This is a genomic window from Bradyrhizobium sp. CCBAU 53415 (assembly GCF_028128735.1).
Classification (GTDB): Bacteria; Pseudomonadota; Alphaproteobacteria; order Rhizobiales; family Xanthobacteraceae; genus Bradyrhizobium.
The window spans coordinates 40,060-60,269 of sequence record NZ_LBJF01000025.1; the positions used below are offsets into that span (position 1 = coordinate 40,060).

Annotated in this window: 19 protein-coding genes; 11 read left to right on the plus strand and 8 right to left on the minus strand. The window is 65.3% G+C overall.

The features are described from left to right. Positions 1–125: 125 nt before the first annotated feature. From XH87_RS21165 to XH87_RS21180, 4 genes are read left to right on the plus strand one after another with little or no spacing between them, the layout of a single operon-like run. The gene (locus XH87_RS21165) at positions 126–884 is read left to right on the plus strand and encodes an ABC transporter substrate-binding protein (RefSeq protein WP_271588738.1); all 759 of its coding nucleotides are present in this window, start codon (positions 126–128) and stop codon (positions 882–884) included. 24 nt (positions 885–908) lie between these two features. Continuing rightward, positions 909–1,562 (plus strand): amino acid ABC transporter permease, encoded by a 654-nt coding sequence (locus XH87_RS21170; RefSeq protein WP_271588739.1) that lies wholly within the window; start codon positions 909–911, stop codon positions 1,560–1,562. Continuing rightward, positions 1,559–2,290, plus strand: coding sequence for an amino acid ABC transporter ATP-binding protein (locus tag XH87_RS21175; protein WP_035705425.1), 732 nt, complete (start codon positions 1,559–1,561; stop codon positions 2,288–2,290). Before XH87_RS21170 ends, XH87_RS21175 begins: the two co-directional genes overlap by 4 nt. A gap of 12 nt (positions 2,291–2,302) precedes the next feature. Continuing rightward, positions 2,303–3,586 (plus strand): NAD(P)/FAD-dependent oxidoreductase, encoded by a 1,284-nt coding sequence (locus XH87_RS21180; protein ID WP_271588740.1) that lies wholly within the window; start codon positions 2,303–2,305, stop codon positions 3,584–3,586. Between the two features lie 55 nt (positions 3,587–3,641). Here the strand turns inward: XH87_RS21180 and XH87_RS21185 are convergent, their stop codons facing one another. Together XH87_RS21185 and XH87_RS21190 are read right to left on the minus strand one after the other, a co-directional pair. Next, positions 3,642–3,860, minus strand: coding sequence for a hypothetical protein (locus tag XH87_RS21185; RefSeq protein WP_271588741.1), 219 nt, complete (start codon positions 3,858–3,860; stop codon positions 3,642–3,644). A 182-nt stretch (positions 3,861–4,042) separates the two neighbouring features. Further along, positions 4,043–5,632, minus strand: coding sequence for a gamma-glutamyltransferase (locus XH87_RS21190; protein ID WP_271588742.1), 1,590 nt, complete (start codon positions 5,630–5,632; stop codon positions 4,043–4,045). 104 nt (positions 5,633–5,736) lie between these two features. On the opposite strand from XH87_RS21190, the gene XH87_RS21195 reads away from it, so the two are divergent. Next, positions 5,737–6,510, plus strand: coding sequence for an enoyl-CoA hydratase-related protein (locus XH87_RS21195; RefSeq protein WP_271588743.1), 774 nt, complete (start codon positions 5,737–5,739; stop codon positions 6,508–6,510). 144 nt (positions 6,511–6,654) lie between these two features. Here XH87_RS21195 and XH87_RS21200 read toward each other — a convergent pair whose 3' ends face one another. Further along, positions 6,655–6,831, minus strand: a complete 177-nt coding sequence (locus XH87_RS21200) for a hypothetical protein (protein ID WP_193374123.1) — start codon at positions 6,829–6,831, stop codon at positions 6,655–6,657. Positions 6,832–6,840: 9 nt separating this feature from the next. Continuing rightward, positions 6,841–7,074: a DUF6894 family protein gene (locus tag XH87_RS21205; RefSeq protein WP_035705455.1), complete on the minus strand. Its 234-nt coding sequence runs from the start codon at positions 7,072–7,074 to the stop codon at positions 6,841–6,843. Positions 7,075–7,278: 204 nt separating this feature from the next. Here XH87_RS21205 and XH87_RS21210 point away from each other — a divergent pair, with 204 nt between their 5' ends. From XH87_RS21210 to XH87_RS21220, 3 genes are all read left to right on the plus strand, one after another. Further along, entirely contained in the window at positions 7,279–9,351 is a 2,073-nt protein-coding gene (locus XH87_RS21210; RefSeq protein WP_271588744.1) for a PQQ-dependent sugar dehydrogenase, read from the plus strand. Next, positions 9,308–10,249 carry an SMP-30/gluconolactonase/LRE family protein gene (locus XH87_RS21215; RefSeq protein WP_271588745.1) on the plus strand — a complete coding sequence of 314 codons (942 nt, stop codon included), beginning with the start codon at positions 9,308–9,310 and terminating at the stop codon, positions 10,247–10,249. The genes XH87_RS21210 and XH87_RS21215 overlap by 44 nt, the downstream gene beginning before the upstream one ends. Positions 10,250–10,375: 126 nt before the next feature. Further along, complete coding sequence (locus tag XH87_RS21220) at positions 10,376–11,401, plus strand: histone deacetylase family protein (RefSeq protein ID WP_271588746.1); 1,026 nt, start codon at positions 10,376–10,378, stop codon at positions 11,399–11,401. A 108-nt stretch (positions 11,402–11,509) separates the two neighbouring features. On the opposite strand, the gene XH87_RS21225 is transcribed toward XH87_RS21220, so the two are convergent. Beyond that, positions 11,510–12,241 (minus strand): 4'-phosphopantetheinyl transferase family protein, encoded by a 732-nt coding sequence (locus XH87_RS21225; RefSeq protein WP_035705465.1) that lies wholly within the window; start codon positions 12,239–12,241, stop codon positions 11,510–11,512. An 808-nt stretch (positions 12,242–13,049) separates the two neighbouring features. Between XH87_RS21225 and XH87_RS21230 the strand changes: the two genes are divergently transcribed. Further along, positions 13,050–14,000: a DUF6492 family protein gene (locus tag XH87_RS21230; protein ID WP_158668979.1), complete on the plus strand. Its 951-nt coding sequence runs from the start codon at positions 13,050–13,052 to the stop codon at positions 13,998–14,000. 7 nt (positions 14,001–14,007) lie between these two features. On the opposite strand, the gene XH87_RS21235 is transcribed toward XH87_RS21230, so the two are convergent. Further along, positions 14,008–15,075: an endo-1,4-beta-xylanase gene (locus tag XH87_RS21235; protein WP_271588747.1), complete on the minus strand. Its 1,068-nt coding sequence runs from the start codon at positions 15,073–15,075 to the stop codon at positions 14,008–14,010. Between the two features lie 365 nt (positions 15,076–15,440). Here XH87_RS21235 and XH87_RS21240 point away from each other — a divergent pair, with 365 nt between their 5' ends. Both XH87_RS21240 and XH87_RS21245 read left to right on the plus strand, forming a co-directional pair. Further along, positions 15,441–16,877, plus strand: a complete 1,437-nt coding sequence (locus XH87_RS21240; protein WP_271588748.1) for a lipopolysaccharide biosynthesis protein — start codon at positions 15,441–15,443, stop codon at positions 16,875–16,877. 268 nt (positions 16,878–17,145) lie between these two features. Next, entirely contained in the window at positions 17,146–18,702 is a 1,557-nt protein-coding gene (locus XH87_RS21245) for a L,D-transpeptidase (RefSeq protein ID WP_271588749.1), read from the plus strand. A gap of 34 nt (positions 18,703–18,736) precedes the next feature. On the opposite strand, the gene XH87_RS21250 is transcribed toward XH87_RS21245, so the two are convergent. Then, positions 18,737–19,549: a class I SAM-dependent methyltransferase gene (locus XH87_RS21250; RefSeq protein WP_271588750.1), complete on the minus strand. Its 813-nt coding sequence runs from the start codon at positions 19,547–19,549 to the stop codon at positions 18,737–18,739. A gap of 96 nt (positions 19,550–19,645) precedes the next feature. Further along, positions 19,646–20,185 (minus strand): VOC family protein, encoded by a 540-nt coding sequence (locus tag XH87_RS21255; RefSeq protein ID WP_271588751.1) that lies wholly within the window; start codon positions 20,183–20,185, stop codon positions 19,646–19,648. Between the last annotated feature and the right edge of the window lie 25 nt (positions 20,186–20,210).

Below are 20,210 nucleotides of genomic sequence, written 5' to 3' on the forward strand. Positions count from 1 at the left end.
TGCATCGTCGGCGAAAGTGTGACCAAATTTTCATATTGGTGAAAATAGGCCGAAACGGCTTGGCTCGCAACTCCGATCACGACATGCGCGAGCGCTGCCACCGGCCGGACCCAAAGGGGGATGCGATGAAGCGTTTTGGTCTGGCCGCGATCGCGGCACTCGCAATTGCAACCGTCGTGCCGGCCTCGGCGCAACAGGTGCTGAAGGTCGGCTCGACGCCGACGGGCATTCCCTTCACCTTCCTCGATACCAAGACCAACACCATCCAGGGCATCATGGTCGATCTCATCACCGAGGTCGGCAAGGATGCCGGCTTCAGCGTGCAGATCGAGCCGATGCAGTTCTCGGCCCTGATTCCGTCGCTGACCTCGAGCAAGATCGACATCATTGCCGCTGCGATGTTCATCACGCCGCCGCGCAAGGAGGTCGTCGACTTCTCCGACCCGATCTACAGCTACGGCGAGGGCCTGGTTGTGCCGAAGTCCGACACCAAGGGCTATGCCACGCAGGACGATCTGAAAGGCGCGACGGTCGGCGCCCAGGTCGGCACCGCCTTCGTCGACGCGCTGAAGAAGTCCGGCCTGTTCGCCGAGGTGAAGGCCTACGACACCATTCCCGACATCCTGCGCGACGTGAACACCGGGCGCCTCAAGGCCGGCTACGCCGACTATCCGATCCTCGCCTACAATCTGAAGCAGGGCGGCTTCCCCGAGGTGCGCCTCGTCGACGGCTACAAGCCGGTCACCGTCGGCTCGGTCGGCATCGGCGTGCGCAAGGGCGAGACCGCGCTGCTCGGCAAGATCAACGCCTCGCTCGCGAAGCTGAAAGCCAACGGCACCATCGACAAGATCCTCGATAAATGGGGCCTGAAGGCCCAGGGCTGATAACGGCTCACCGAAGGCTGCCCGATGAAAGGTTTCTGGCGCGACGCCGTCGAGTTCTTCCCGATCCTGATGAACGGCGTCGCGTTGACGATCGTCGTCACCATCGGCTCGCTGCTGCTCTCGACGGTGCTGGGCCTCTTCTGGGCGATGATGCGGGTCTCCGGCATCAAGGCGCTGTCGATGCTCAGCGCCAGCCTGATCAACGTGATCCGCGGCATCCCGATCATCGTGCTGTTGTTCTACCTCTACTTCGTGATGCCAGATCTCGGCGTCACGCTGTCGGCCCTGCAGGCGGCGATCCTCGGGCTCGGTATCGCCTATTCGGCCTACCAGGCCGAGAATTTCCGCGCCGGCATCGAGGCCATCGACAAGGGCCAGATCGAGGCGGCGCAATCGATCGGCATGGGCTGGTGGCTGACCATGCGCCGCGTGGTGCTGCCGCAGGCCGTGCGCATCGTGCTGCCGCCCTACGGCAACGTCATGATCATGATGCTGAAGGACTCGTCGCAAGCCTCGACCATCACGGTCGCCGAGCTCGCGCTGCAAGGCAAGCTGATCGCCTCGTCAACCTTCAAGAACACCAGCGTGTTCACGCTGGTGGCGCTGATGTATCTCACCATGAGCATCCCGCTGATCCTGCTGGTCCGTCACTTCGAGAAGCGGGCCGGCAAGCGATGATCGAGCTGAGCGACGTCCACAAGAGCTTCGGCAAGGTCGAGGTGCTCAAGGGCATCACGGCCTCCGTCCAGAAGGGCGAGGTGGTCTGCATTATCGGCCCCTCGGGTTCCGGCAAATCGACCATCCTGCGCTGCATCAACGGGCTGGAGAGCTACGACCGCGGCGAGATCAGCGTCGAAGGGCTGAAGGTCGACCGCGACGCGCCGTCGATCGTGGACATTCGCACCCAGGTCTCGATGGTGTTCCAGCGCTTCAATCTGTTCCCGCACCGCACGGCGCTGGAGAACGTGGTCGAGGGACCGCTCTACGTGAAGAGAGAGTCGCGCGCGCATGCGCTCGAGCGCGGCCGCGCGCTGCTAGCCCAGGTCGGGCTCGCGGAAAAGGCTGATGCACATCCGCCGCAGCTCTCCGGCGGCCAGCAGCAGCGCGTCGCGATCGCGCGCGCACTTGCGATGCAGCCCAAGGCAATCCTGTTCGACGAGCCGACCTCGGCGCTCGATCCCGAGCTCGTCGGCGACGTTCTCGGCGTCATGCGCAAGCTCGCCGATGACGGCATGACCATGGTCGTCGTCACCCACGAGATGGGCTTTGCCCGCGACGTCGCCGACCGCGTGCTGTTCATCGACGGCGGCGTCATCGTCGAGCAGGGGCCGGCCAAGGCGCTGCTCAACCAACCTCAGCATCCGCGCACGCAGGATTTCCTGCGTCGCGTGCTGCATCCGCTCTGAACGGTCTTCGCCATGACGCGCCTGCCTCTGCCGCCCTCGCTCTACGCCGACACCGCCGTCGCGCCCGCGGCCACGCCGCCGCTCGACGCCGACAAGACCGTCTCGGTCGCAATCGTCGGCGGCGGCTACACCGGCCTGTCCACCGCGTTGCATCTCGCCGAGCAGGGCGTCGAGGCGCTGGTGCTGGAGGCGCAGGAGCCGGGCTGGGGCGCGTCCGGCAACAATGGCGGCCACACCAATCCCGGCTTGAAGCACGACCCCGATCAGATCGAAGCGGATTTCGGCGCCGAGCTCGGCCGCCGCGTGATCGAGTTCGCCTACGGCACCACGAATTTCACCCACGACCTGATCCGCCGCTACCAGATCCCGTGCGAGGCGCGGCAGAACGGTACGCTGCGCGCGGCCTATCACGAGGCGAGCGCTGCGGCAATCGAGAGGACCGCGCAGCAATGCATCCGCCGCGGCATGCCGGTGACATATCTGAACCGCGAGCAGCTCCGCGAGATGACCGGCACCGATCGCTACATCGGTGCCATGCTGGACACGCGCGGCGGCGATCTGCATCCCCTCAGCTACGCCCGCGGCCTCGCGCGCGCCGCGATCTCGGCCGGCGCGAAGGTCTTTGGCGAGACACCGGCATTGTCGCTGCGCCGCGACGGCACGCGCTGGCGCATCGAGACGCCGCGCGCGGTCGTGCATGCCGACAAGGTATTGCTCGCCACCAACGGCTTCACCGATGATCTCTGGCCGGCGCTCCGCCGCACCATCGTGCCGGTGTTCTCCTCGATCGCCGCGACCGCGCCGCTCTCCGACGCGGTCGCCCGTTCGATCATGCCGACGCGGCCGGTGCTCTACGAGAGCGGCCACATCACCGTCTATTACCGGATCGATCAGCAGAACCGTCTCTTGATGGGCGGCCGCGGCCCGATGCACTGGATCAAATCACCCAACGACGTCGCCTATCTCATCCGCTATGCCGAGCGGCTATGGCCGCAGCTCAAGGGCGTGGCCTGGACCCATGGCTGGAACAGCCGTCTCGCCATCACCGGGGATCATTATCCGCACGTGCATGAGCCCGTGGAGAACATCCTGATCTCGCTCGGCTGCAATGGACGAGGCGTCGCGCTCTCGACCGCGATGGGAGCGCAGCTCGCCCGCCGCCTGATCGGCGGGCCGAAGGTGGAAATCGACATGCCGATCACGGGCATCAAGCCGATCCCGCTGCACGCGTTCTGGCCGGTCGGCGTGACGACCGCAGTGATTGCGGGCCGCGTGCGCGACCGGCTCGGCATTTAAAGAAAGGCGCCGCCTGGTTTCGGGCGACGCCTTGCAAGGAGTTGGAGAGTGGGCGTCAGCAGCGGCCCTGTTTCCACAGGCCGGGCGGGCATCCCATGCCGCGCCAGCCAACCATGCGCCCATGGTGCCATCCCGGCGGCGTGCCATGATAATGATGGCCCATCGCGTGACCATGGCCGCGACCATGACCATGTCCACCCTTTGCAGCCGCGGGGCCGGCAAACGTAAAGCCGGCCGCGATGATCAGCGACGCGGCGAGCGCAAGTTTCTTCATCGTGTCCTCCAGTGGGGCGAGCGCACTTGTCCGTTCAGCGAACGAGCTGCGCGCAGTCAAATTCCCTGCAAATGTGGAGGAGTCGTGACGCTCGCGGAGATGCGCAATCACGCATCGGCTCAACGCACGCTGGCGCCGTCGCGCATCGATCCGTGCGTCGTTGTCGCTTGCCTGGCGGACGCTCAGCTTTCCACCACCGCTTCGGCCCACGGCTGGAAGATCTCGACCGCGCCAAAATTCGTGTCGCCCTCGCGCATCACCACGCTCGGGCAGGCGAACTTCATCGGCAGCGACTGCACCAGCGCCTCTTCATAGTCGAAGCGCGCGGCGAGGGCTTTGCGCGCGTCCGCCGGCAGACGCGCATCGCCGATCACGACCGCGCCTTCGCTGGCGTCGATGCGCGGCTGGTGGATGGCGCCTTCCAGGTCCATGCCGAAATCCATCGCAAAGGATACGAGCTGCGTCACCGCCGGAAGGATACGGCGGCCGCCGGAGGCGCCGACCGCGAGACGCTTGCCGTCCCCGGTCTCGGCGATGACAGGCGTGTAGTTGGTCAGGCAGCGCTTGCCGGGGGCGAGCGAGTTGGTGGTGCCCGGCGTCGGATCGAACCACATGATGCCGTTGTTCATGGGAATGCCGGTGTGCGGTGTCACGTATTTCGAGCCGAAGGTGGAGAGAAGGGTCTGCGTCACGGCGGCCATGTTGCCGTGACGGTCGACCACCGAGAAATGCGTGGTGCAGGCCGGCGCGAGATATTCCGCGCCGAGCGAACGCTTGCCGTCGGCATCGCCCATATCGTCGAGCCGCTGGCGATAGGCCGATTGCAGGGCGAGCGCATATTCAACATAGGCGGCCGCATCCGGTGTGCCTGCCGGCTGCAAATTCTGCTGCAGCAGGCGCAGCGCATGCGCCATGGTCGGTCCGGCGGTGAGCTCCGGCGTCGCAAACACCTTGCCTCCGCGATAGGGGATCGCGAGCGGCTCGCGCAGATGCGCGCGGAAGGCGGCGAGATCCTCGACCGAGAGCGAACCGCCGTCGGCCTTGATATCGGAGGCGATGCTCCTGGCGAGATCGCCTTGGTAGAAATCACGCGCGCCGGCCGCGGCAAGGTGAGCCAGCGTCGCCTTCAGCTTGTCCTGCGGCAGCCGCGTCTCGGCCTTGATACCCCAAGGCGCATTCGGCGGCAGGCCGTCCCTGAGGAAGGTTTCGGCGCTGGCGGGATACCGGCGCAAATCGGCGGCCGTGCTCGCGATCATCAGCGTCGTCCACCAGTCGACCAGCAGGCCCTCGCCGGCGATCGTCGCGGCGGGATCTACCAGGTCCTGCCACTTCATCCTGGCGTGGCGGCGATGCGCCTCCTCCATGCCGGCCACGACGCCGGGCACCGCGATCGAACCGGGCCCATGAATGTTGCGGTCGTCCTTCACCCGCGGCCAGGGGAATAGGTCGGAAGCCGCGCCTTGTCCCGTGATCGGATAGTCGGCAACGCGCAGGCTCTGCGGCGCGCACATGCCGTAGTCGATGACCTCGTAGCGGTTTTCCCTGGCGCGGTAGAGCACCATCGCACCGCCGCCGCCCATGCCGCTCATCCAGGGCTCCAGCACGTTCAGCGCGAAGGTGGTCGCAACGATCGCATCCACGCAGTCGCCGCCCGCCGCCAGCACCTCGGCGCCGACCTCGGCCGCCCGCCGCGATTGCGCGGCGACGATGCCGCCCCTGGATTTGACGGCAGGTTTACGGATGGCTTGGGTGCGGCTGAACTGGTGAGGCATGATGTCGTCTTGTGTGCTGCGTTGATATCGAGGCTCCGCGATTGGCGGAGCGCGCGGACAATGGCACATTGCGGCCAACGAGAACATCCAAAGGGAGGCGCGACATGGCAGGTGTGAAACAGGTGCGGGATGGCGCGGTCGGGATCCTGACGCTCGACGAGCCGGCGAGCCTGAACGCGATGACGCCGGACCTGCTCGGCGCGCTCGCCGGAGCCGTTGTCGAGATGGCTGGGGATGAGGGCGTCCGCGCACTGATCCTTACGGGCGCGGGGCGCGGTTTTTGCTCAGGGCAGAATTTGAAGGCGTCTGAGGCGCTGGGCGAGGATATTGCCGCCGGCGTGATGCGCTTCTACTGGCCGGCCTTCAGGGCGTTGCGCGAGTGCCGCGTACCCGTTGTGGTCGCCGTCAATGGCGTCGCGGCCGGCGGCGGCTTTAGTCTGGCGATGGCCGGCGACATCATCGTCGCGGCGCGGTCGGCGAGCTTCATCCAGGTGTTCAGCCGCATCGCGCTGGTGCCCGATCTCGGCTCGACCTGGCTATTGCCGCGGCTGATCGGCCGGCAGCGCGCGCTCGAGCTGATGCTGCTGAACGAGCCGCTGACGGCGGAACGCGCCCAGGAGATCGGCCTGGTGCGGCAGGTCGTCGACGATGCCAAGCTGATGGACGAGGCGCTAGGTCTGGCCCGCCGCCTCGCCGATGGACCGACGCGCGCCCTGGTGGCAACGCGCGCGCTGGTCGAGGAGAGCGAACATGCGACCTACGAGGCGCAGTTCCGCCGCGAGATCGAGCTTCAGGCGGTGATCCGCAAGAGCGCGGATGCCATTGAAGGCCGCAATGCCTTCGTCGAGAAGCGCAAGGCGAGGTTTACGGGGCGGTGAGCTTGGACTACGCACCACACTCGTCATGCCCGGGCTTGACCCCGGGCATCCACGTCTTTGCATCCGCGCCACAAAAACGTGGATGGCCGGGACAGGCCCGGCCATGACGACGAAGATAAGCAGGAATTCTAGAAGCCTAATCGCTCAGAGCGAGCGGTCCAGTCGGCTGGCCTGATGCTTGGCGCGCCATTTCGGGCCAGGCCCGCGCATGTAGTGCAACTCGGGGCGGTAGGGGTTGCCCGCCACGCGGATCAGCGTTTGCCATTTGGTGGCGACGAAAGTCAGGGGCTGGCGGAGCAGGCTCAGTGAAGGGAGCAACATGACATCACCTCAATGCGGCTTGCCGAGAATGGCGGTGAACGGGAGATCGAAAATCTCCTCGCCGTCATCGTCGCTGACATGGATGACCCAGTTGCGCCAGTCTTCGGCACCGGGCGTCTGGATCATCGAGTTCATGATCTGGGCGGCGCGGTCGCGTGCCTCGGTCAGATTGGCGACTGCGGCGCCATAGCGGTCGATCAGCGTGCCCTCGGTGTTGGAGCAGTGAAAGTAGACCTGGACCATAAGCGCCTCCTGTAGAAAGCGATCGGGACGGCAAATCGATACCACCCCAGGCATTCGCGAAACATTCGGGTTGAACCCGGTAAGGGAATTTACGGAGGTTGGTCGGCACGAAGGTCGTGACAGGTTTGATCACAGGCGGGTGATGACCAGCTGGACGGCGCCGGGGCGGCATGGAACAAGTTCGCCGGAAAGTCGGGGGGCACCGTGAACCAGTTCACATTCGGGAGCGAGCGCCGAAGCCTGCGCGTGTTTGCGGCGGCTGTCGTCGGAGCGCTGCTTGGCTTCGCCCCCGCTTCGTCGGAGCCGATCAGAAAGAGCGGCTATGCGATCGGCACTGACACTTGCGGCAGCGGCGATCTCGCTTTTCCCAGGATCCCGATCGACATGAAGGCGGGATTTTGCGCCGGCCTGGTTGCCAGCGAAGAGGATCGCCTGAAATTTCCGCGCTCGATCATCCAGGTGCCCGGCCGCGACCTGTTCGTGGTGGCCGACATGGGCGGTTGGGGTCACACCGACGGACGGCTGCTGCTGCTTGATCCGCGCGCGCCCCAAGGCCGGCGTTTCAAGGAAGTGCTGACCGGAGTCGAATATCCGTTCGGCCTCGCAATCGGTCCCGACAGGAAGCTCTACGCCTCGACCGCGGAGGCGATCTTCCGGTTCGATCCACTTGCGGACAATCCACAGAGCACGGTCGAGACCATCATCCGCCACATGCCCGGCCGCCGAATCACGCTGCCGGATGGCACCAGGCTCGACGAGAGCGCGCACCCGCTGAAGCAGTTCGTGTTCGACAGGAACGGCCGGCTGTTCGTCAATGTCGGCTCGCACAGCGACGATTGCATCACGCCATCGCCGATCACAAAGCCCTGTGCGGCTGCCGAAGGCGCCTCCGCCATGGCCGCGATCTGGTTGTTCACGCCACCGGCTGGCGGCGTCTTCCCGGCCTTGCCGGCTGGCGATCCCGATCCGCCGCACACCGTCTATGCGCGTGGCTTGCGCAATTCGATGGCGCTGGCGCTGCACCCGATGTTTCCGGATGCTGGCTACGCCTTCCTGCAGGGCGAGAACGGCCGCGACCTGCCCGACATCTTCAAGCCAAACGAGGAGATCAACGCGATCGAGCAGGGCCGGCACTATGGCTGGCCCTATTGCCACGACCTGTCGACGCCGAACCCCGAATTCAAGCTCGTGCTGCAATCAGGGATCTACAAGTCGCTCTGCACGGCCAACGCGCTCTACAAGGCCCCGTTCTCGCTGCTGCCGCCGCACGGCGCGCCGCTCGCGATGCTGTATTATCACGGCGGCAGATTCCCGGAGCTCGAAGGCAAGCTGCTGGTCGGCCTGCACGGCTATCGGCCGACCGGCAGCCGCCTGCTCGTCTATGACGTCGACGATCGCGGCTTCCCCAAACCTGCCCCGGCGCCGGTGCGCTATCACGTCAGTTGCGCCGCCGACCCGACCCGCAGCTTCCAGACCGATGCCGGCGAGGTCGCTGCGGCGCCGTTCGAGGAGCTGATTGCAGGCTGGCACCGCGTCAATGGCGCGCGGCCACAAGGCGCCCCGGTCGGCATGACGGTTGCCGAGGACGGCGCGATCTGGCTGGTCGAGGACAAGAACAGGACCGTGATCCGCATCGACCGCGCAACGGGCGATGCGCCTCAGCCGCTCCCCTGCGACATGCGCAGCCAGGCCATGATCGACCAGCTCGCGGCCTTCGTCGCCAGGGACGCGCAGAACAGCGCCCGGCTCACCATGCTGCGCAAGGGCCTCGTCGAGAAGCATTGCGTCGGCTGCCACGCGGATTTCGGCCTGACGCCGGGTCAATCGGAGATGGAGAAGGACGACGCCGCGCTCCGCTTCATGCTGTCGCAAGACGGCTGGATCTATCCGGGTGATCCCGACGCCGGCAAGCTGCGCACGCGGCTGCGCGGGCTGGGCGCGGAGAAGCTGATGCCGCCGGGCGGCGAGAGCCTGCCGAAGACCGAGCCCGGCTACAAACGTCTGCTGGATACGGTGGATCTGCTCGTCGCGAAAATGGTTCCGGGCACGCGCATGCGGATCAAGTCCGGTCCGCCACAGCGCAAGTTCTATGGCAGGACGAACAAGGAATGCGGCGAAATACCGGCCGCCAAGGTCGTTGTCGTGACACAAAGGAGCGCTGTAGACAAACCCGGCTTCAGCCGATTCTTCCGACCGGCCGATCCCTATCTGAATGGCGAGTGCACCGACCTCGATGGCTATTACATCCGGCAGGAATTTCTGGTGCCTGTGCAGTAGCATCCTTTTCTGCGTCGCGACCGCGCCCGCCCGCGCCGAGATCAAGCTGTTCGAAAGCGCACAGGCGACCCCTGCGGGCGAATACACCCATGGCATCGAAGGGCCTGCCGCCGACCTCGACGGCAACCTCTTCGTGGTCAATCTCGGCAAGCCCGGCACCATCGGCAGGCTCCCGGCCGGCGGCGCGGCATCGGAGCCGTTCACCGTGCTTCCCGCAGGCAGCGTCGGCAACGCCATCCGTTTCGATCGGAACGGCACCATGTTCATTGCCGACTACAGGAAGCACAACATCTTCGCGATCCCGAAGGGCGCGACCGAGCCGTCCCTCTGGTTTCACTCCGAGGAGATGAACCAGCCAAACGACATCACGATCGCGCGCGACGGCACGATCTATGCGAGCGATCCGAACTGGAAGGGCCGCGAAGGACACATCTGGCGCATCGCGAAGAGAGCCGACGGTACGGTGCAGGGTCAGGTCATGGCCGCGCCGCGGGCGATGGGCACCACCAACGGCATCGACCTCAGCCCGGACGGCAAGACGCTATATGTTGGCGAATCCAGCAGCGGCCAGATCTGGTCCTATGCGATCAGCGGCAACGAGCTCACCGGCGCAAGACTCGTCAAGTCGTTTCAGCCCGACACCGTCGACGGTCTGCGCACCGACGTTGCCGGTCGTCTCTATGTCGCGCGCATTCTCAAAGGCACGATCGCGCTGATGAAGCCAAGTGGCGCCGTCGAGCGGGAGATCGCGCTGAAGGGCAAGGAGCCGACCAACCTCGCCTTCGGCGGCAGCGACGGCAAGACCGTCTTCGTCACCCAGCGCCAGGGTGGCTTCATCGAGTCCTTCCGCACCGACCAGCAGGGGCGGGAGCACTGTCTCCAGCGCGGGCGCTGCTAGAGCATGATCTGCTTCCGGCGCAGACCCGCGCGCGCAGGTGCGGCATTCTTCTTGCTTGCATCTCGCCGCCGCGGAGATCAAGACTTTCGTGGCACGTCAAAGGAATCTGCGACCACGGAGTATTGAGTGAAAGCCGTTCATACCGAGCTGCACCGCAGCCACGATCCGCAATTCTTCCTGGTTCGCGGTGTGGTCAAGCGCACCACCGAGCAGCCGGAGCGCGCCGACCGCCTGCTCAAGGGGTTGAAGGACGGCAAGCACCAACTGGTCGAGCCGACCAGGTTTGGGCAGGGGCCTCGCGCGCGCATTCACAGTCCGGAATACCTGTCGTTCCTGAGCGAAGCCTGGGACGCCTGGACCGCGCTCGGCGATTCCGGTCCGGAGATGATCGGCAACATCCATCCCGTGCGCCATGCCGCGACCTATCCGACCCACATCGTCGGCAAGCTCGGCTGGCACACTGCTGACACCGCAGCACCAATCGGTCCGGGCACCTGGGCGGCGGCCTGCGCCGCAACCGACGTTGCGGTCACCGCCGCGCAGATGGTGATGGACGGCGAGGATGCGACCTACGCGCTCTGCCGTCCGCCCGGCCATCACGCCTATCGCGATATGGCCGGCGGTTTCTGCTTCCTCAACAACAGCGCGATCGCCGCGGCGCATCTGCGGCAGAAGCACGAGCGCGTGGTGATCCTCGACGTCGACGTCCATCACGGCAACGGCACGCAAGGCATCTTTTATGCCCGGCCCGACGTCTACACGATCTCGATCCACGCCGACCCCGTCGCGTACTATCCCTACGTGTGGGGCTACGCGCATGAGCGCGGCGAAGGACCCGGCCTCGGCACCAATCTCAACATTCCCCTGGCCATCGGGACCGGCGATGACGGCTACATCCAGGCGCTGGACCTCGCGCGCAAGGCGATCAAGTCGTTTGCGCCGGGCGCCCTCGTCATCGCGCTCGGTCTCGATGCCTCCGAGCACGATCCGCTGAAGGGATTGGCCGTCACCACGCCCGGCTTCCGCCGCATCGGCCAGGCCATCGCGAAGATGGGGCTGCCGACCGTGTTCGTGCAGGAGGGCGGTTATCTCTCGGATATTCTCGGCGCGAATTTGACTTCGGTGCTGGCGGGGTTCGAAGAGGCGCGCTGATTCTCGCCAAATGGCTCGCAATGACGGCGTGGATGATTGGGTGGTCCGACATGTGTCCTGCGATCGCGGTTGCGTGAAATCGCGGAAAGACGCGCAGCCGCGGCGGCGTCATTCAGCCGCTTCCTGAAGCGGCCAGGCATGGCGGCTGATGGGAAGGCCGCCGTCCGCGCGGGAGCCATCGGCGATCGCGAGGCGATGCGAGGGCGATGGCGAGCACAGCGAGAAGCGCCAGCCGTCCGGATCGTCGGCGATGTCGGGCTTGAAGCTGATCTCGATGGCCTCGCCTGACACGCGCATCGCGAAGGCGTCGAGCGGCAGATTGAGCCCAAAGCCCCTGGCTTTCAGGTAGGCCTCCTTGAGCGTCCAATAGTCGAAGAAGCGCTCGATGGCCGCGGGCTCCGGCAGCCCGCGGAGCGTCTCGACCTCCTCCGGCGCAAAGAAGCGAAGTGCGGTGGACAGCGGCGCGCCGCGCCGCGACACGGCTTCGACGTCGACGCCGACGGCCTCATGCCGCGACACCACGCAGGCAACGCAGCCGTCGGCATGTGACAGGCTGAAATGCAGCGCGCTCGATGTCTTGGGCGCTGCGACGAACGGTCTCCCATAGCGGCCCGCGCCAAACGACCAGTCGGAGGGCGCGACGTTGGAGGCGACCCGCGACAGCGCGAGGCGCAACATGGCGTGCGCGAAGATGTATTGCCGTCGATGCCGCTCGAACATGAAGCGATCGGCCCGGCTCCGTTCGTCGACCGAGAGCAGGCCCCGGCACGCCGCGACCGCGCCCGGTGCGTCAATGGTCTCGATCAGCCCGACAAAGAGTTCGATTCTGTCGTCCGCCATCAATTGGGCCCATGGCGTCAGGCGAGGCCAAATCCCCGGTCCCGACGGAAGATTCTACTGCGCAAGACTCACCAAGAGGATCATCCCTAACGGTCCACTCAGGCGAATTCTTGTCGATTTGCAGGCCGGTTTACAGGCGCAAGCTTGTGCGAGACACCAACTCGACCAGCCGAGAGGCTCAAGACCGAAAAACAAAGTTCGAAAACTGAAGCTCGAAAGTTGAAGTCTGGAGATTCGCGCGGCGTCCCGGTCGGCGAATTTTACTTCTTCTTTTTCTTGGCGTTCTTCGACCCACCCAGCATCGAGAGGCTGGCATCGACGTCCTTCAGTGCGGACTGAAGCTTCTTTTCTCGTCGGTCAGCAGCCTCCGGAGGGCCTTGCGGTCCTTGTCGCTCAACGAGGTGCCCTTGGTAAATTTGATGAAACCCACAACACTCCCCCGGTCGAAAATAATGTCCAAATCAAAACGCGGGAATAATCTTGCGCGGCGACGCCAAATAATCAAGACGCATCTTGGTCATTCACAGCTTTGGCGCGCGTGAATTCGCACTCGTCCGCAATGTAACCCGCTCAGGCCCCAGTCGCTCCGTCCGCGTGGCCGCCGTGGCGCGACCGCCCCCGACGACCGCGTCGCCGACTGGTGGCGGCGCGCATCAGCCCTGGTAGCGCTGCGCTTTCGCGGCCTCGCGCAGGGGCTGCCGGCGGATGGCTAATACTTCGTTTCATTTTACCTTGATTGCGAATGCAAGTTTCCATCGCCTCCTATTGCCGTTATGAGTGCGACGTGATGGCCATTTGAGCGCGCTCCATGCATTCCGTTGCACTCCTGTCTGCCAGCTACGCCAAGGATATCGAACGCTTTTCGCTGCTCAGCGAGAGCATCGACACCTGGCTGACGGGATACACGCGGCATTATGTTCTCGTTAACGATGAGGACGTGCCGCTGTTCGAGCGTTTCGCCTCCGACAGGCGGGTCATCGTTCCGGCCTCGCGCTATTTGCCGAAATGGCTGTTCGCACTGCCGCCGGCGCTCCAGTTCATCAGCAAGCGGCGCGTCTGGCTGTCGCTGCTGTCGTCGCCGGTGCATGGCTGGCACATCCAGCAGATCCTCAAGATCGCCGGTGTCCTCAACGCGCCCGAGCAGCGCGTTTGCATCCTTGATTCGGACAATTTGTTTTTCCGCGAATTCGACGTCGGCCAATATGCCGGCGGCGAGAAGACGCCGCTCTTCGTCACGCGCAAGGCGATCGGCGCCGATCACCCGTTGCATGGCCTGTGGCTCCGCACCGTCGATCAGCTTCTGGGTATCGGGGAGCGCTCGTTCCCGGCAGACGACTATGTCGGCAACGCGCTGGTCTGGGACAAGGCTACGACGCGTGCGATGACCGACGCCATCAAGTCGGCGACGGGCTTGAGCTGGGCCCTGGCGCTGTGCCGGAAGAAGAAGTTCTCCGAGTATCTGCTTTACGGGAACTTCGTCGCGAACGCGCCGGAACATCTGGCGAGACATCGGATCACTGAAGACAGCATCGCGGTCGCGCACTGGGACGACACGCCCCTCGACCGCCCGGCCATCGAGGCGATGATGCGCGCGGCTTCGCCCGAGCAGGTCGCGCTCTGCATCCAGTCCTATTCGTCGACCTCGATCGACGACATCCGCGACGTGTTCCGCCTCTCTTCGCGCGACCGTCGCAGTCCGAGCCTGGCTCCCGACCATATCGGCGAGGCGGCCGGGCTCGAGGTGCCAACGCGCGGCTGAGTTGCGCTCAAGCGTCCTTCGTGAATTTGCCGATGACGTCCATGAACGGCTTCGGCTTGAAGTCGCCGTCGAGCGGCAGGGGACGGTTCGGCTGCTTGTCCTTGCGGGCGAAGGTGCCGTTGATCCAGCTGTAACGGTCCGAGATGCCCCAGGTCAGGATCGAGCGCACCGGGCCGCTGGTCGAGATCGCGGTGAGAAGATCGTCGACGCGTTTGGCGACGATGGCGTCGCGCTCCGCCGGATTGCCCGTCAGCTTCTGGTCGTCGACGTCGAGCTCGGTGACGAGCACCTCAAGTCCCCAGGAGCGCAGCTCGGTCACGAATTCGGCGAGGCCGTGCGTGTCGATCTCGAGCTCGGCATGCAGATGCGATTGCAGTCCGACGGCGTGCAGCGGAACGCCCTGGTCGAGCAGGTCCATGATGAGGCTGCGATAGGCCGCACGCTTGGCAATGAACGAGTCCTTGGCGGATTCGATGTCATATTCGTTGATCGCGAGCTTGACGAAGGGATCGGCCGCAGCCGCCGTGCGGAACGCCAGCGGAATCCAACGCTCGCCGAGATGCTGCGTCCAGAACGTGTCGCGCCGGTCCTTCGGACTGCGGGGATTGTCCGGGATCGGCTCGTTGACGACATCCCACGACGTGAGCTTGTCCTTGTAGTAGGACACGACGGTGCCGATGTGGTCGAGATACGCGCGCTCGACGCCCTTGGTGTCCTTGATCTGCTTGGTCCAGTCCGGAATGTCGTGATACCAGGCGAGCGCGTGGCCACGCATGGTCAGATCGTTGTCTCGCGCGAAGTCGAGGATCGCGTCGGCGCGTTCGAAGGCAAACGTATGCGCGTCCGGCCGCAGCATCGGCCATTTCAGCTCGAGCACCGGCACCACCTGGGTGCAATAGGTGCTGATGGCCTCGCCGAGCCGTGGATCGGCTTGCAGGTCCCAGAGCGTGGCCGCAGCGCCAAAGCCGGGACGGCGCTGGGCGCGTTTCGACGCCGGCACTGCGGACGCAGATGCGCCCGCCGCGAGGGCTGCGGCGCTGCCGAGGAGAAATTCGCGTCTGTCGAGCCCGGTCACGTTGGGAGGTTCCTTCTGCAACCAATGCGCCTTCGTACCAAGCGGCGCCTTGCACTGCCCGGGTTTCATGTCGTTGGGTTAACTCGTGCCGGAGGGGCCGCGTCAGCGGGTGCGGCGTCCGGGTCGCGGAAAACGCGGAGAACGTGCGGAAACATGGTTTCTTTTGGGTGATCGGTCCTCCCGTTCGGCACAGGGCAAATTTAACGCTATTGCGCGAAAGCGGCTTCAAGGGCTCATTCGCCGCCCGATCGGCAGACTTATGTGACACTCTTGAGAGATGCTGCGGCGCAATTCGTTCGCCCGCCAGGATCCGGTCGGATCAAACGTCGCCACACTCGCAAGACCGCTGCCGGTCCCGTGCTCGCATGCTGAACCGCCATTTCTCGATCTATCTGGTCGCCTACATCCTGCCCGCGGCGGTGGGCTTCTTCGCTGTCACGGCCTATACGCGGCTCCTGAGCCCGGCGGAGTACGGCGTCTATATCGTCGGCATCAGCCTTGCGGGCATTCTGGGCGCGATCTTCTTCGCCTGGATCAAGCTCTCGGTGTCCCGCTATCAGGCGATGTCGGCGGAGGTCGATTTTCGCGGCACGGCGATGGTCGCCTTCGCCCTCACGGTCGCGGTGCTCTGCGCCACCACTCCGCTGGTCGTCCTGTTCCGCAGCGACGTCAGCGTCGAGCTGCTGCTCGCCAGCATGTTCGTCGCGATCATGGCCAACGCGGTCGATGTCGGCCAGGAGTTCGAGCGCGCCAAATTGCGCCCCTACCGGTTCGCTGCGATCTCGATCGTGCGCAGCGTCTCCAGCGTCGGCTTCGGCCTGCTCGGCATCTGGCTCGGCTGGGGCGGATTGGGGCTGCTTGCCGCGTTTGGTCTGGGGTCGCTCGCCGGCATCATCCTGAACCTCGTCGGCGACCGCAGCAGGATCGCGCCGTTTCAGCGCAGCCAGTTCATGCAGCTGGCGCGCTACGGTCTGCCGCTGACGCTGGCGGGATTGTCCGTCGCCGTCTATTCGGCGTGCGACCGGCTCATTGTCGCCTATCTGCTCGGCAAGGATGCTGCCGGCATCTTCGGCGTTGCCGCCGATCTGCCGCGCCAGTTCATGGTCATGATCGCATCCAGCGTTGCCGCAGCGACCGTGCCGCTGGTGTTCCGGTCGTTGTCCGAGAACAACAACGAGACGACGCGGGAGCGGCTGACCGAGAGCCTCGAGCTCCTGCTCGTCGTCGTGGCGCCCGTTGCGGTCTGGCTTGCGCTTGCGGCGGACCAGGTCGCCGGCACGCTCGTCGGCATCGACTTCCGCGCCGGCGTCTCGGCGCTGCTGCCGACGCTGGTGCTCGCCCGCTTCTTCGGTATCGCCAATCAGTTCTACGTGCAGATCAGCTTCCAGCTCGCCGAGCGGCCCTTCATGCTGGCGACGCAATCCTTTCTCACGCTGGTGATCAGCGTGATCCTGATGTTCGCGCTGATCGCCCCTTACGGCCTTCACGGCGCGGCGCTGGCGACGCTGGCGACCGAGGCGATCGGCTTCCTCGTTGCCGTCGTGCTGATGCATCGGGCCCACCCGGTTCCGTTCGAGATCAATCGCCTCGCCGGCGTTGCCGTCTCGGCAGCCGCGATGGCGGCCGCGATCCTGGTTGCGCGATCGCAAGCGGGCGGCACCGGCCTCGTGTCGCTGATCATCGTGAGCCTTGCCGGTGGCCTCGCTTACGCCACGGCGGCGTGGCTGATGAACGTTGCGAATGTGCGAACGTTGTCACTGCGCGTCCTGCGAACGTTCAACCGGAAGGCGCTTGGTGTCTAGTTGCGCGTCGTCGGGCGTGGCCGTCGGCAGACGCTGGCCTGGCGGCTAACCCGGACATTCTGCCGCAGCGATCGACGCCAGCTTCGGGCCAGCCTCGGCCGGAGCCCGCCTTCCGCCTGCGCGAACCGTCGTATATGAGAGATTTGTCGCCGGAACGTGCCGAATCTCGCCACAGACGGAACGTAAGGCGGCTGCGATTTCTTAATGCAATGATTCCAATCTGACGCGTGATCGACACGGGCGGACTGGCATTTCGACCGAGGATGGCATGAAAAATCGACTGACGACGGCGCAATCCACCGTAGCGATGCGGCGTTGGGGCCTTCCCGGACTTGTGACGTTGACGGCGATGGTCGCGTTTGCCGCCCTGACCCCGGCCGGGGCGGCCAAGCAGGCGCGCCAGGCGGCCGAGGCGGTGGCGCCGCGCCAGGCCGGCGAGCCGATCATGGCGATCGTGTCGATCAAGAGCCAGCAGGTCACTTTCTATGATGCCGACGGCTGGATCCTGCGCGCACCGGTGTCGACCGGCACCACGGGACGCGAGACGCCGGCCGGCGTCTTCGCGATCATCGAGAAGGACAAGGACCACCGCTCGACCATGTACGACGATGCCTGGATGCCGAACATGCAGCGCATCACCTGGAACGGCATCGCGCTGCATGGCGGACCGCTGCCCGGCTATGCCGCCTCGCACGGCTGCGTGCGCATGCCCTTCGGCTTCGCCGAGAACCTGTTCGACAAGACGTATATCGGGATGCGGGTGATCATCTCGCCGCACGATGCGGTCCCGACCGATATCTCTCATCCCTCGCTGTTCGTGCCGAAGCCGGAGGCCATTGCGGCCGCGCCGGGCCGCGCCGACAAGCTCTCTGCCGAGGCCGAGGAGGCCACAAGGGCGGCCGACGAGGCCAAGAAGGCTGCCTCCGCTGCCGCGAAAGAAGCAGCCTCACTCCCCGCCGCGCTGCGCAAGCTGGAGCGGCAGAAGGTCCGCGCAGATGCCGAGCTCGCCTTCGCCGACAAGACGCTCACGAACGCCAAAAACGATCAGGCCCGCGCCAGGGCCGAGGAGTTGCAGCAGAAGGCGGCGGCCAGGGCTGCCGACGCAGCGACGCAGCTCGACGCCGCAAAGGCGGCAGCGCAGCCGAAGCGCGATGCCGTGGCCGCGACCAAGGACGCCGCGAAGGCAGCAGCGACCCGAAAAGCTGAAGCCGTCAAGGCCGCGACCGACGCGAAGCTCGCGGGCGAGCCGGTCTCAGTCTACATCAGCCGCGCGACGCAGAAGCTCTACGTGCGGCGGAACACGCACAAGCCGGCGCCCGACGGCGGCGGCGAGGTGTTCGACACGAGCATCGAGGTCCCCGTCACCATCCGTAATCCCGACCAGCCGCTCGGCACGCATATCTTCACCGCGATGGCGAAGACCGATACGGGTCTGCGCTGGAGTGTGGTCACGATCGAAAACGGCGACGAGGCCCGGAACGCGCTCGACCGCATCACCATCCCGCAGGACGTGTGGGATCGCATCGGCCCGACGGCGTTGCCGCGCTCCTCGATCATCATCTCGGATGAGCCGCTGAGCAGCGAAACCAACTACCGGACCGAGTTCGTGGCGGTGCTGAGCGATCAGCCGCAAGGCGGTTTCATCACCCGCAAGCCGACCGCGCCGGCCATGATCGCGAGCGATGATGGCTGGGACAACGGCGGCAACGGCTTCGGCTTCTTCTTCCAGCAGCGTGATCCCTACGTCCAGCCGGTCAATCCGCGCCGGCGCAGCCAGTATCAGTACTATCAGCCGGCGCAGCCGATGCAGCGTGGCTTTTGGTAAGGGTGCACGGCGCTGAAGTCGCTTGCGAGGTAAACTACGGCCGCGCTGTGACCACAAGTGCCTGGATCTTGCCCTCGACCGGGCCGGACCCATGACGCGTCCGGATCGCCTCGGCAACGATATCGGTTGCAGCCTGAAGCTTGCCGGCATCCCTTGCCTCGATCTCGCTGCGCAGCGGCGTGCCCTGGCAGAGTGCGGTGGCGGCATATTCGGCCGACGGCGCGCGGCTGATTTCAGGTCGAGTTTCGATCGATATGTCACGGAAGCCCGCTTGTTCGAGGTCGCTTCTGATGACGGCCTTGTCGTAATAGCCGTGCGGCGTCCGGATCATGAAACGCGGCGGATCGTCGGGAAACAGCTTTTCGAGCGCGACCGTGGCTTCCTGCGTGAGGACGTTGTCCTCGATGCGATCCCAGACGTTGAAGACGAACGTGCCATCCGGCTTCAGGACTCGCTTCACCTCTCCGTATGCCCTGACGCGGTCCGGAAAGAACATCGCGCCGAACTGGCAGCAGACCACGTCGAACTCGGCTTCGCCGAAGGGCAGGGCCATTCCGTCAGCCTGGCGCCAAGCGATGCGATCATCACCCGCCTGGCGCTGCGCGGCAACCGCGAGCATCGGTTCGTTCAGATCCGTCGCAACGTAGCGGATGCCGCGCGGCAGCGCCGCCGCGACGGCGCGCGTCACCGCGCCGGTGCCTGCGGCGATCTCCAGCAGCACGGAGGGCGAGAGCGCAGCGACGCGTCTTGCGATGTCGTCGGCGTAGACGGCAAAGATCATCGGCACGAGATATTCATCGTAGAGTTTCGGGATCGAGCCGGCGAAAACCTTGTCAGTGTCGGACATGCCCAGCCTCGCTGAAGGTTCGGACGCGGCCTCACGTTAGCATGGTTTTCCCTCTGTTGCGCCGGCAACGACGCAAATCCCGCCGGTGATCGAGCCCTACGATCTTCCGCCGCCGACCTCGCGGATCGGCCGCGTGCCGTCCCAGTTCGTCGCGGCCTGCCGGACGCGCTCGAAAAAGGGACCCTTGGTGCCGCTGATGTCGGAGATCTCGATCACCGTGCCCGGATGGGCCTGTGTGTCGAAATAGGCAAAGCGCCCCCTGTCGCCGCCGATCTGACCCTCATGGCCGACCTCGTAACCGAGCCCGATCGCCTTGTCATAGAGCGCCTGGTAGTCGCTGCTCCAGTACGACATGTGCTGGAGGCCTTCATGCCCGGCGTCGAGAAACTCCTTGTAGAGCGAAGGCGCGTCGTTGCGCTGCTGGATCAGCTCGATCTGGAGATCGCCGGAATTGGCGAGGGCAATGCTCATCTCGACGGCAGAATCCCGGCCGCGGTGGCGGAACCAATCGGTCTCGACCCGGTCCATGTAGTACCAGGGGCCGACCCCCATCACCTCGATCCAGTGCTTCATCGCGGCGTGGATGTCCCGCACCACATATCCGTTCTGGCGCACCGCGCCGAAGATGCGGCTCATGCCCGCGCTCCCGTTGTCGGCTTGC